General features: G+C 39.8%; 11 protein-coding genes. 10 read left to right on the forward strand and 1 reads right to left on the reverse strand.

The window, feature by feature from the left end; translation table 11 throughout:
* Positions 1 to 555 precede the first annotated feature (555 nt).
* Positions 556 to 1,392, reverse strand: a complete 837-nt coding sequence (locus FTT77_RS10240; RefSeq protein WP_168377735.1) for a pyruvate, water dikinase regulatory protein — start codon at positions 1,390 to 1,392, stop codon at positions 556 to 558.
* 153 nt (positions 1,393 to 1,545) lie between these two features.
* Here FTT77_RS10240 and ppsA point away from each other — a divergent pair, with 153 nt between their 5' ends.
* The 10 genes from ppsA (at position 1,546) to rpsF (ending at position 13,549) form a co-directional block, all read left to right on the forward strand.
* Entirely contained in the window at positions 1,546 to 3,924 is a 2,379-nt protein-coding gene (gene ppsA / locus FTT77_RS10245) for a phosphoenolpyruvate synthase (RefSeq protein WP_078188577.1), read from the forward strand.
* 82 nt (positions 3,925 to 4,006) lie between these two features.
* Positions 4,007 to 4,789, forward strand: a complete 783-nt coding sequence (locus FTT77_RS10250) for an RDD family protein (RefSeq protein ID WP_180109239.1) — start codon at positions 4,007 to 4,009, stop codon at positions 4,787 to 4,789.
* 302 nt (positions 4,790 to 5,091) lie between these two features.
* On the forward strand, positions 5,092 to 6,159 hold the full coding sequence (cyoA, locus tag FTT77_RS10255) for a ubiquinol oxidase subunit II (RefSeq protein ID WP_078188579.1): 1,068 nt from the start codon (positions 5,092 to 5,094) through the stop codon (positions 6,157 to 6,159).
* A gap of 3 nt (positions 6,160 to 6,162) precedes the next feature.
* The gene (gene cyoB, locus FTT77_RS10260; RefSeq protein WP_078188580.1) at positions 6,163 to 8,151 is read left to right on the forward strand and encodes a cytochrome o ubiquinol oxidase subunit I; all 1,989 of its coding nucleotides are present in this window, start codon (positions 6,163 to 6,165) and stop codon (positions 8,149 to 8,151) included.
* Positions 8,152 to 8,155: 4 nt separating this feature from the next.
* A complete protein-coding gene (gene cyoC / locus FTT77_RS10265; RefSeq protein ID WP_078188581.1) occupies positions 8,156 to 8,776 on the forward strand; it encodes a cytochrome o ubiquinol oxidase subunit III in 621 nt (206 codons plus the stop codon).
* A complete protein-coding gene (locus tag FTT77_RS10270; RefSeq protein WP_078188582.1) occupies positions 8,776 to 9,102 on the forward strand; it encodes a cytochrome o ubiquinol oxidase subunit IV in 327 nt (108 codons plus the stop codon). The genes cyoC and FTT77_RS10270 overlap by 1 nt, the downstream gene beginning before the upstream one ends.
* A gap of 10 nt (positions 9,103 to 9,112) precedes the next feature.
* Positions 9,113 to 9,991 (forward strand): heme o synthase, encoded by an 879-nt coding sequence (gene cyoE / locus FTT77_RS10275; protein ID WP_180007909.1) that lies wholly within the window; start codon positions 9,113 to 9,115, stop codon positions 9,989 to 9,991.
* A gap of 101 nt (positions 9,992 to 10,092) precedes the next feature.
* Entirely contained in the window at positions 10,093 to 12,210 is a 2,118-nt protein-coding gene (locus FTT77_RS10280) for a hypothetical protein (RefSeq protein WP_180007908.1), read from the forward strand.
* A 6-nt stretch (positions 12,211 to 12,216) separates the two neighbouring features.
* Positions 12,217 to 13,005 (forward strand): DUF3142 domain-containing protein, encoded by a 789-nt coding sequence (locus FTT77_RS10285; RefSeq protein WP_180007955.1) that lies wholly within the window; start codon positions 12,217 to 12,219, stop codon positions 13,003 to 13,005.
* A 157-nt stretch (positions 13,006 to 13,162) separates the two neighbouring features.
* Positions 13,163 to 13,549, forward strand: a complete 387-nt coding sequence (gene rpsF, locus FTT77_RS10290; RefSeq protein WP_004696436.1) for a 30S ribosomal protein S6 — start codon at positions 13,163 to 13,165, stop codon at positions 13,547 to 13,549.
* Positions 13,550 to 13,553: the final 4 nt, after the last annotated feature.

Raw genomic sequence — 13,553 nt, forward strand, 5'->3', positions numbered from 1 at the left:
AAATCCAATTTTAATATTACTTCATATCAGCTTTTAAAGCCTGAATGTTATCAATTTGAATATTTTTCACTCACATCAATTAAATAAATGGTGCCATTTCTTTATATTTAGCACCCAAAAGCAACTGTTTGATTATTTTTTATTCTATTTTCTGCCTATTTTTTTAGCATTTAAATCAGTATTTTTGAAAAATTGATTAAATATTAAACCATATCAGCTAAATCTTGTATTTACACAACTCATATCAAGTGGATTATTCAGGCTTAATTCATAGATAAAAATACAGCAAAACACGGATTTTTATAAAAGATTTGTGCTGTCAATTTGGCCATATTTTATAAATTTCCAGCCAAAAAAATTCATCGAACTGGTACACAAATGAATGCAAAAATTGCTTAAAATTTAAGTCTAAATATTGAGGAAAATTTTCATCAATATCTTAAATATTTATCATTCATTAAAAGTATGACAAACCAGAAATTAATACTATTTTTATATAATTTATACAGTAATTTATTATCATCAGAAGAGCCACCAAAGTGGCTCAATTTACACTTAACCAATGCGACGCTTCAGTCCGGTCATTTGTAAAACACGTGTAGAAATTTCTTCAATCGACATTTCAGACACGTTTAAGTATTTAATTCCTTCAGAAATATAAATACCTTCAATCGCACGTAGTTCCATTTGGCACTGACTAAAACTTGCATAACGGCTATTGGCCTTACGCTCTGAACGAATTGCTACAAGGCGCTCTGCATCAATCATCAAGCCAAATAACTTATGTTTATGCTCACGTAAAACTGCAGGTAAACGGTTGTCATCCAAGTCTTCTTCTGTCAACGGATAGTTCGCTACACGAATACCAAATTGCAAAGAGAGATAGATGGAAGTCGGTGTTTTACCCGAACGTGACACGCCAATTAAAATTAAGTCGGCTTTGTCATAATGACGAGTACGTGCCCCATCATCGTTATCTAAAGCAAAATGCACCGCATCAATACGTGCTTTATAAGACTCAGAATCTGTTACTGCATGGGTTTGACCGACTAAAGTTGTAGGAGCTGTGCCTAACTCGTCAGATAATTTACTAATAAGCCCTTCAAAAACATCAAGATTTACTGCATCTGCCGTATTAATAATGTCACGTACATACGGGTCAACAAGGGTGTCAAACACCAAAGGCTTTTGACCGTCTTGCTGCGCTCTAAGATTGATCTCTGCAACCACATTTGTAGCTGCTTCTTCAGAGGTAATATAAGGAATAATATGAATGTCAAAATCTACATGAGGGAACTGGGCTAACAGTGAATGACCAAGCGTTTCTGCGGTAATCGCGGTACCATCCGAAACAAAGAAAACACTACGCTGAATCTGTTTACCTTCTGACATTAAAATTCTCCTCCAAAATTTGTCTTAGTGCTATATAATCATTATAGTAAACCATCTTACATGACTGTCACTTAGTAAATTTAGAATGCTAAGTAATTTGTTATAATTTCATGCCAAGATAGTGATTAATACTGCAAAAGTGGAGTAACAACTTTGGAAGCGCGCGTAATTGGTCTAGAAAAATTAGGGAAACACGACGTAGAACTCGTGGGCGGTAAAAACTCATCATTAGGTGAAATGATCAGCCATCTCGCAAATGCTGGTGTATCTGTTCCTGGTGGTTTTGCTACTACAGCTCAAGCATATCGTGAATTCCTCGAGCAAAGTGGCCTGAACGCTAAAATTAACGCTGAACTTGCTGCACTCAATGTTGACGATGTAAATGCACTTGCTGAAACTGGTGCGAAAATCCGTCAATGGATTGTAGACACTCCGCTGACTGCTGAACTTGAAAAAGAAATTCGTGAAGCTTTCACAGCTCTTTCAAACGGCAACCCTGAAATCGCGGTTGCCGTTCGTTCATCTGCAACTGCAGAAGACTTACCAGACGCTTCATTTGCAGGCCAACAAGAAACTTTCTTGAACATCCGTGGTATCGATAACATCCTTGTTGCGATTAAAGAAGTATTTGCTTCACTTTATAACGACCGCGCAATTTCTTACCGTGTACACCAAAACTTCGCACATGACGTCGTTGCGTTATCTGCTGGTGTTCAACGCATGGTTCGCTCTGAAACAGGTGCTGCTGGTGTAATGTTTACACTTGATACAGAATCTGGTTTCCGTGACGCAGTTTTCATCACAGCATCTTATGGCTTGGGTGAAATGGTTGTACAAGGTGCAGTTAACCCTGACGAATTCTATGTATCTAAACCACTTCTAAATGCAGGAAAACACGCTGTATTACGTCGTAACCTTGGTTCTAAACACCAAAAAATGATTTATGGTGAAGAAGGTGCTGCGGGTAAATCAGTGGTTGTTGTAGACGTTGAAAAAGCAGATCGTCAACAATTCGCTTTAAATGACCACGAACTTCAAGAACTTGCTAAACAAGCATTGATCATTGAAAACCATTACGGTTCAGCAATGGACATCGAATGGGCGAAAGATGGCGATGATGGCCAAATCTATATCGTTCAAGCACGTCCTGAAACTGTGAAGAGCCGTCAAAATGTAGGCACAATGGAACGCTACCTTCTTAAACAAAAAGGTAATGTGATTTGTGAAGGTCGTTCAATCGGTCAACGTATTGGTTCTGGTCGCGTGCGTATCGTGACTTCAATCAAAGAAATGGACAAAGTTCAAGACGGCGACGTACTTGTATCTGACATGACTGACCCAGATTGGGAACCAGTAATGAAACGTGCTGCTGCGATTGTCACTAACCGTGGTGGTCGTACTTGTCACGCTGCGATTATTGCACGTGAACTTGGTGTTCCTGCAATCGTAGGTTGTGGTAATGCAACTGAAGTATTGACTGACGGTCAAGAAGTGACTGTGTCTTGCGCTGAAGGTGACACAGGCTTTATTTACGAAGGTTCTTTGGACTTTGAAATCCAACGCAACTCTATCGAATCTATGCCTAAACTTCCGTTCAAAATCATGATGAACGTAGGTAACCCTGACCGCGCATTTGACTTTGCTCAAATTCCTAACGAAGGTGTTGGTCTTGCTCGTCTTGAGTTCATCATCAACCGTATGATCGGTGTACACCCTAAAGCATTGCTTAACATTGACAGCTTACCACGTGAAACTCGTGCTGCTGTAATGTCACGTACTGCGGGTTATGCATCCCCTATCGAATTCTATGTTGAAAAACTAGTTGAAGGTATTTCTACTCTTGCTGCAGCGTTTGCTGACAAACCAGTGATTGTTCGTATGTCTGACTTTAAGTCAAACGAATACGCAAACTTAATCGGTGGTAAGTTATACGAACCTGAAGAAGAAAACCCAATGCTTGGCTTCCGTGGTGCAAGCCGTTATGTGTCTGACAATTTCCGTGACTGCTTCGAACTTGAATGCCGCGCACTGAAAAAAGCACGTGACGAAATGGGCTTAACTAACATTCAAATCATGATTCCTTTCGTACGTACTGTTGCTGAAGCGAAACGTGTTATTGAATTGTTAGCGCTTAACGGTCTTAAACGTGGTGAAAATGGTCTTAAAGTGATCATGATGTGTGAACTTCCAACTAACGCATTGTTGGCTGAACAGTTCCTTGAACACTTCGACGGTTTCTCTATCGGTTCTAACGACTTAACTCAGTTAACACTCGGTCTAGACCGTGACTCTGGTATCGTTTCTCACCTATTTGATGAACGCGATCCAGCCGTTAAAGCACTTCTTTCTATGGCAATTCATGCTTGTCGTAAAGCTGGCAAATACGTAGGTATTTGTGGTCAAGGTCCTTCAGACCACCCTGACCTAGCTAAATGGTTAATGGAACAAGGCATCGAGTCTGTTTCGCTTAACCCAGACTCAGTATTAGACACATGGTTCTTCCTTTCTGAAGAAAAAGCTCAACAAGCTTAATAAACTGTGTTAAAAAAAGACCCACATGTGGGTCTTTTTTTTTATTTATACTTTTACAGACGTTTTTTGAGATTTTAGTTTTATGCAGATTTACTTGGCACGAAATAACCAACAAGCTGGTCCCTACACCTTAGAACAACTTAACCAAATGCTCGCGAGCCAACAAGTGTTACTCACGGACTTGGTTTGGCACCAAGGTATGACCGAATGGAAAGCTTTGGGTGAACTCACTCAAGGTCAGTTGGTTTATATGCCTGCAGGATATACTGCACCAACAGCATTCGAATCAAATCAAACTGCAACTACGCCATCAAATACCTATGCACAGCCTCAAGCGGTACAAGAGCAAACTAGCCTAGCTAGTATTCCTAAACGTGTTTTGGCGAAAATCGTCGATTTACTGCTTTGGATACCAGCAACTTTTATCTTAACGGCATTTTTTAGTCCAAGTGAAAAGACACAATTTGCAAATCTGAATGAACAGTTTATGCAAGCTGTGATGACCCCAAATGCTGACCCCAATGTTTTACAGGCATTACAAACACAAATGGTTGAAATGTTTTCCAACCAAGCTTGGATTGCAATGTTTGCCTACCTATTTATCATGCTTTTCATTCAAGCGTATTTGATTGCTAAATCAGGTCAAAGCATTGGTAAAAAAATCACCAAGATTAAAATTGTAGATGCCGAAACCAGTCAACCTGTAAACCTCATGCGTGGCTTCACTTTACGCAGTGTTTTATTTATTTTCCTGAACTTTTTATCAATGCCATTAAGCGTAATCATCGATTCCGTTTTCATTTTCGGCAAGAAGCATCAAACCTTGCATGACAAATTGGCAAAAACCAAGGTAATAAACCAATAATTTTCACTTTTATTCAGGGATGATTTTTTCATCCCTTTTTTGTGCATTATATTGAAATTAAAATAAAATTTAGATAAAAAAAATACAATCCCGACTAGCAAAATAGGGTTTTAATACAGTCATTTAAAGCATCTTTATGTATAGCTTAGTTTGCCGATATCAGGCATAATGCCCTACAACGTAGCGGTGTCGCATCATTGTGACTGTTTTTTCATGTCTGAAAAAATCACAATCATGCGACACTTTATTCGCTATCCCAAATTTTAAATTTAGGGAATGGGACTCTTCACCGAGGTTGTAAAATGAGACAAACAATTTTAGCTGTATTGTCTTTATCTGCGATCGCTGCACTCTTAACTGGGTGTGGTGGTGATATGGTACTTCTAAACTCAAAAGGTCCAGTTGCTGAAGGTCAATCAAACCTCATGCTTACTGCGATCTACCTAATGTTGTTGGTCGTTATTCCATCAGCACTTATGGCGTTATGGTTTGGTTGGAAATATCGCGCGTCAAATAAAGATGCAGACTATAAACCTACTTGGGCACACTCGACTGCAATTGAAGTTGTAGTTTGGGGTATTCCTGTCATTATTATTGGTATTTTAGCGGCATTAACATGGTGGGGCTCACACGAGTACGATCCATACAAACCATTAAAATCAGAAAAAGCACCATTAACAGTTCAAGTTATTGCTGAACAATTTAAATGGATCTTTATCTACCCGGAACAAGGCATCGCGACTGTAAACGAAATGCGTTTCCCAGAGAAAACTCCGGTATCGCTTCGTATTACATCTAACTTTACGATGAACTCATTCTTCATCCCTGCGTTAGGTGGTCAGATTTATGCAATGGCGGGTATGCAAACTCACCTGAACCTTTTAGCTGACGAACTTAGTCCTGCTGAAGGCTTCCGTGGTTTCTCATCTAACTACTCAGGTTACGGTTTCTCACAAATGCGCTTCCGCGCTCACTCTGTGACAGATACTCAGTTTGCTGAATGGGTTTCTGCTGTTAAAGCTGGTAATGGTACTTCAGTGAATCCACAAGCAGTTCAAAAAACTGTTTTAGACCAAGCTGAATTCCAAACTCTTAAAGACGGCGACCGCTCTAAACATCAGATCGAAGCTTTAGTTGCTAGAGCAACTACTCCTGAAGAAAAGGCTAAAGCTGAAGCAATGAAGCCTTACCCTACTAAGCCACATCCAGTGACTTATTACTCTTCAGTAGAACCTAAATTGTTCGAATCAGTGATCAATAAATACATGAGTAACTACCACGGTGCTGATCATACAGCTACTGTTGGACACGAAGCTGCTGCTTCTGAAGCTCATGCAGGCGTTGAACATGCGACTGTTGCAGGGGAATAAGACATGAGCTTATTAGGTAAGTTAGGACCAGATGCAATTCCACACGATCCAATCGTGTTGGTTACTGTTGCAATGATGATCCTTGGCGGTATCGCAGTTGTTGCTGGTATCACCTACTTTAAAAAATGGGGCTACTTGTGGAACGAATGGTTCACATCTGTAGACCATAAAAAAATTGGTATCATGTATATCCTCGTGTCAATTGTCATGCTTGTGCGTGGTTTTGCCGATGCGATTATGATGCGTCTTCAACTGTTCCTTGCAAAAGGTGGCGGTGAAGGTTACTTACACCCAGAACACTATGACCAGATCTTTACTGCCCACGGCGTAATCATGATCTTCTTCGTAGCAATGGGTCTAGTTGTTGGTTTAATGAACGTTGCTGTACCACTTCAAATTGGTGCGCGTGACGTAGCATTCCCATTATTAAACTCTCTAAGCTTCTGGTTATTTGCCGGCGCTGCGGGCTTAATGATGGCTTCTCTTGCAATTGGTGAATTCGCTGCAACAGGTTGGATGGCTTACCCTCCACTTTCTGGCATCGAATACTCTCCAGGTGTAGGTGTAGACTACTATATCTGGGCACTTCAGGTTTCTGGTCTAGGTACGCTTCTTACTGGTGTTAACTTCTTCGTTACCATCATCAAAATGCGTGCGCCTGGCATGAAACTTATGGACATGCCTATTTTCACTTGGACTGCATTAGTTACTGTAGTGCTTATCGTTGCAACTTTCCCAGTTTTGACTGCAACTATTGCAATGCTTTCACTTGACCGTTACTTCGGCTTCCACTTCTTTACAAATGACATGGGTGGTAGCCCAATGTTGTATGTAAACTTGATTTGGACTTGGGGCCACCCAGAAGTTTACATCTTGGTATTACCTGCTTTTGGTATTTACTCAGAAGTTACTGCTGTGTTCTCACGCAAAGCGTTGTTCGGCTACAAATCTATGGTGTACGCAACTGTAGCAATTGGTGTTCTTTCACTGGTTGTTTGGGTTCACCACTTCTTTACAATGGGTGCTGGTGCCAACGTTAACGCGTTCTTCGGTATCATGACCATGATCATTGCGATCCCAACTGGTGTGAAAATCTTCTCTTGGTTATTCACCATGTACAAGGGCCGCATCACCTATACAACTCCAATGCTTTGGACACTTGGCTTCCTTGTGACTTTCGGTATTGGTGGTTTAACAGGCGTATTAATGGCAGTTCCACCAGCGGACTTCTTAGTACACAACTCTTTATTCCTTATCGCTCACTTCCATAACGTAATTATTGGTGGTGTAGTGTTCGCGATGTTCGCGGGTATCATTTTCTACTGGCCAAAAATGTTTGGTTGGAAACTAAATGAAACTTGGGGTAAAGCAGCGTTCTGGTTCTGGTTCTTCGGTTTCTACTTTGCATTCATGCCACTTTATATCCTTGGTTTCATGGGTATGACTCGTCGTTTGAATACATATGACAACCCTGAATGGGATCCGTACTTAGCGATCGCTTTATTTGGTTCTGTATTGGTTGCTATCGGTATCTTCTGTTTTGTTATGCAAATTGTTGTTGGTTTCCTTCAACGCAAAGACAACATGGACGTTACTGGCGATATCTGGGATGGTCGTACTCTTGAGTGGGCTACTTCATCTCCTTCACCATTCTATAACTTTGCTTATCTTCCAAAGATCAATGGTATTGATACTTTCTGGACTGACAAAGAAAATGGTGTTGCATACGCTAAACCAACTACCTATGAAGACATCCACATGCCAACAAACCGTGCGGCTGGTTTCGTAATTGCAATGTTTATTACAGTTATGGGCTTCGCATTAATCTGGCATATTTGGTGGTTAGTAGTTGTTACTTTCATTGCTGCAATCATTAGCTTCATCGTTTCTTCTTTCACTAAGAAAGTGGATTACTATGTTCCTGCTGCAGAAGTTGAACGTATCGAAAACGAACGCTATGCGCTTCTTGAAAAACACTTGAAGAAGGACTAAGACAATGGCTGAAGTACTTCATCACGACAACCACGGACATGACGAGCATCATCATCACGATGATACTGACATCACTGTCTTTGGTTTCTGGACTTACTTGATGAGTGACTTGGTTCTTTTCGGGACACTCTTCATCGCGTTCGCTGTATTAAGTAGCCACGTTCCAGTGGGTACGCCAAGTGCACAAGAGCTGTTTGGTGAATCTTTAGGTTTCGTTTTAACTGAAACTTTCGCCCTTCTTATCTCTTCTGTAACTTTTGGTTTTGCTGTTCTTGCAGCATACAAGAAAAATGTTGGTCAAGTTTTAACTTGGTTAGCAGTTACTTGGGTATTTGGTGCAGCCTTCATTGGCATGGAACTTTATGAGTTCAATCATTTAGTTCATGCTGGTCATGGCCCAAGCACAAGTGCGTTCTTATCTGCGTTCTTTACTTTAGTTGGTACGCACGGTATTCACGTAACTTCTGGTTTGGTATGGATGCTTGTGTTGATGTTCCAAATCAAGAAATATGGTTTGACACTTCCAAACACTCGTCGTCTTGCTTGCCTAAGCTTGTTCTGGCACTTCCTTGACATCGTTTGGATCTGCGTATTCAGCGTTGTTTACTTGATGGGAGTTATCTAATGAGTCACGATCATAACTCTGCTGGTGCAGCTCACGGTAACGTTAAACAATATACAATCGGTTTTATCCTTTCTGTTCTACTTACCGTAATTCCATTCGGTATGGTAATGGCAGGTGGTTTTAGCCGCGGTCTATTGGTTGCCGTAATCGCGATTACTGCGGTTGCTCAGGTTCTTATTCAGTTAGTTTACTTCCTGCATATGAACTCTTCTTCAGAGCAACGCTGGAACGTGATTGCATTTGTTTATACAATCCTCACAATTGCTATCCTTTTAGTAGGTTCTGTGTGGATTATGAACTACCTTCACTTCAACATGATGATCTAAACTGGTCGTCATGCTGAAAAAGTATTTATTCCTGACTAAACCAGGAATTCTCTTTGGTAACTTTGTTACCGCTTTGGGTGGCTACTTTGTAGCTGCCCAAGGTTCTGTAGATTTCCTTCTGTTGCTTCTTACCCTCTTAGGCACCCTCTTTGTGGTCGCTTCTGGATGTGTTGTCAATAACGTTATTGACCAAGACATCGACTCAAAAATGCAACGCACACAAAATCGTGCGATGGTTAAAAAATCAATCTCGATTCCTGTTGCTTTAGTTTTTGCTTTAGTTTTAGGTGTAATTGGTTTTAGCATTTTATGGTTCTGGGTAAATGCTTACGCTTTTCTTTTTGCTGTTATTGGTTTTGTCGTATACGTTGGTTTTTACAGCTTATGGACAAAACGAACAACAATTCATCAAACCATTATCGGCAGTCTTTCTGGCGCAGCACCACCTGTAATCGGGTATACGGCTGTTGCAAACCAGTTTGATTTAGGTGCATTACTGATTTTTATTGGTTATGCATTTTGGCAAATGCCTCATTCTTGGGGAATTGCTGTTTACCGATTTGATGATTACAAAAATGCAGGTATTCCAATTTTACCTGTAGCTCGTTCAATTCACCGTACCAAAGTTGAGTCTTTGGTTTATGTGTTTTTGTTCTGCATTACCATGAACGGCTTATACTTTTATGGTTATGCCAATTGGATTTATATGATTGTCCTGAATGCCTTAAGTCTGTATTGGATTTATTTAACCATTCAAGGATTCAAAGCTGAAGATGATCAAGTTTGGGCAAAACAATATTTCATGTTTTCGGTCAAATTGATCACAGTGATTAGTTTAATTTTTAGTTTTACCTCCACTGCCCCTCTAAAGCCAATTGTATTTTTTTAAAGAAGATAGAGTTTTACTCTATCTTTTTTATTTCTAGGCATCTTCAATCAACTTTCTCCACTTGATATCATTGCACCTACAATTATAAATAACTGTGCCTTATGTCTTCTCAACAAAAAATTCTTCGCTCTGCTCTTTTCACATCATTTATTCCTTTTGGCATTTTCTTTAGTGCACACAGTCATGCAGGTATGGATGTCTATTGTGAACCTTCGACTGAAATTCAGACCACTGCCTATACTGCATGCAATGAATTGCCTGCGCTCACGCCGGCAAATGACAATCAAACCAATATGCTGCTGTTGCTTAGCGATTTAGGCATTGCCAAATTTAATATTCAAGAAGAAAAATCCACTTTATGGACAACTAGCTATAGCAAAGTTCCTTTTGAAGTTTCCAGTCTTTTAGTGAATAGCCACAATAAATTGCCAAATGCACGCAAACCTCTAAAAGCACCAGATTTAAGCTATAACGAGCATTGCAATAGCCTGCAAAATGGTGCGCACGCGTTTATTCAACAAGTCAAAACGGACACTAAGCTTTCAAGCAGTGAAAAAGACATGTTGATCCATGAGCGTGAAAAAATTAATAATTGTGAAAACACATTAGCTTTACTGAGCGTGAATCCAAATTGGTCTGCCGCTGCACGTCAATATGTATCCTATCTAAATGCAACGATCTCTTTTTATAATACTCACTTTTCCACAGCGACTAAGATTTATTCAGTACTAACCAATGTTGATCAAGCGTGGTTAAAAGAAACTTCTCAATATATGCTTATTCGTAGCACCTTAAATGAAGCCTATCAAAGTGGTGTTGGTGAATATGGTGATTTAGTACATGACAAACTCAATCAAAACTTATTAACCACTTTTTTTAATAACATTACTCAGTACTTTAAGCTCTATCCGCAGGGTCAATATGCTGCAAGCGCACGCGGTTTATTAAGACGTGGTTTTTGGCTCAGCGGTAAACACGATTTACTGATCAATGAATATGTTTGGCAAATCAATCATCCAACATCCAGCGTCTATAATTTAGAATTGCCAAATCTACCTTATGAATTAGATCGACATGTTTTTCAAAGTAATAGACTCAATGTCAAAAATTTGAAAGATCCATTTTTTCTTAGCATTTATGACCTTATGCATATGCGCAAAAAAGAAATGGCCGATGATGTGGTCATTTCATGGGCTGAGTTAAACGCACAGAAAAAATATTTTAAAGATTCACCAGAACTGTTTCAGTATTTGCAGGCAAATCACTTATTTAATGTGCAAAACAAAGCACAAGAAGCACTCAAATATCTGCCACAACAAGTACCGAGCAGCATCAACAGTTATCTACAGTTGAGTCAGTTACTACTTAAAGGCCGTATTCTGGAAGCTAGTGGGCGAAATCAGGCCACTCAAAAATATTGGGAAAACCTACTTTCCATCAGCAAAACCGCCGAACAACGTGGATTGGCTGAACTTATGCTCTATCGCTACTATGCTCAACAGCAAAATACTGCACAATTTATTGGTTCTTCAGCCAAAATCAAGCAAGCTTATCTACAGCAACAATATTTAGTCGATGCAGCGAATGAACAAAGTTTAATGTCTGTAGTCAAAAATAACGTGGCCACACAAGATCAAAAAAATGTTGCGCTTTATACCCTACTAAATAAGTCATTGGCTTATCAAAACTTTGATTTATTTAACCAAGCGTACCGTGAATTACCAAGCAACGCGGCTCAATTTAATACTGAACAAAACACTGCGGAGAAGTTTCGCAATCAGCCACCATTTGCAAATTTCTTATGGAAAGGTGCAAGCGTGAGCAATTCGATTAAATGTCCTGACTTGGCAACTTTGACCCAACAATTGCAAGTCAACCCAAAAGACCTGAGCCTTAATTTATGCTTAGGTGAATATGTGCGTAGTTCACAAGCCTATAACATACTAAATCTCAACTACCTGCCTGATCATTCACTGCAAAGTTTCAAGGGTACTTATTTTGCCCGTGGCGATGTATATAAAAACATTATTAAAACAGGGACAAAATCTGAATTAACGGCTTATGCGCTGTACCGTGCCATTCAATGTTATGCGCCAAGTGGCAATAATGAATGCCAAGACAAAGATGTAAATAAGTCGGTTCGAAAACAATGGTTTGATCAAATCAAACGCGACTATCCTGAAACCAGCTGGGCTAAATCTCTAAAATATTATTGGTAATTGATGATGATTTTGCAGGTGATCAAGTGGTCAAGAACATTTCGACTTTTGCTTATCTTGAGTATAGCTCTGTGTACAGCTTGCACACCGGCCCAATCTGGAAATACACAACAAGCTCAAACCGAATTACAGCAATGTGTTGATGCAGCACATTATTCAAGTTTTTGGATTTGGGGCAATATTTCTAGTAGCCCCTACTTACAGCAAGCCTCAGAGCTTTATATTTTACAAGGTGAAATGAATTGGAATAAACCTTTAAAGCAATCCGAGTTTATCCCACAAGGTATTCAAGTCCTCCATAAACCACAGCAGAAAATTTGGATTGTAATCCGTAGCCATCATTTACAATGGTCAAATAACAATATTCAGCAAATTTTGCAGCGGCTTAAACATTGGGAAAATAACGGCAATCAGATCCAAGGCTTACAAATCGATTTTGACGCCAAAACTAAAAACATTCATCAATATGCCTTATTCCTTGAAAATATACGAAAGCAACTACCTCAAAAATATCGTTTAAGCATTACTGGTTTAATGGATTGGACCAATGTTCAAGATCAGCAAACGCTCAGTATATTGCGCCGCAATATTGATGAGATCGCCATTCAAACTTATCGTGGTAGTGCCACGATCGAGAATTACACGAGTTATCTGAATAAAGTCTCAAAATTGAAACTACCCTATAAAATAGGCCTCGTACAACATGGCCGTTGGCACGCACCTCAACATTTAATTAATGATCCTTATTTTAAAGGTTATGTGGTGTTTTTATTACGTACCGCTAATCGGCCTTAAACCATAAATAATTCAAGCATTTTAAATCCATGCCTTGTATTTCAAACCTAAACGCTCTAAAATTCACGCTTCGCAATTATTGCGACACAACTTTGGTTGTGACTCCTTGCTTCAATCAATTAATGATTGGGGCTGCCTAAACCGTAAGGAGCTGACAATGCGTCACTACGAAATCGTACTATTGGTACATCCAGACCAAAGCGATCAAGTTGTGGGTATGGTAGAACGTTACCTAACTCACATCAAAGAAGCTGAAGGTCAAATCCACCGTCTTGAAGACTGGGGTCGTCGTCAATTGGCTTACCCAATCAACAAGATCCACAAAGCTCACTACATTCTTATGAATGTTGAGTGTGGTCAAACTACTCTTGATGAGCTAGAAGAATTGTTCCGTTACAACGACGCAATCATTCGTAGCCTTATCATCCGTCGTGAAAACGCTATCACTGAAGAGTCACTATTGGCTAAGAGTGCTGAAGAAAAACGTGCGCGTAAAGCTCAACGTGAAGAAGCACAACAAGCTCAAGACTCTGCTGAAGCATAAGGAG

This window comes from Acinetobacter sp. YH01010 (genome assembly GCF_013420775.1).
In the GTDB taxonomy this organism is placed as follows: domain Bacteria; phylum Pseudomonadota; class Gammaproteobacteria; order Pseudomonadales; family Moraxellaceae; genus Acinetobacter; species Acinetobacter amyesii.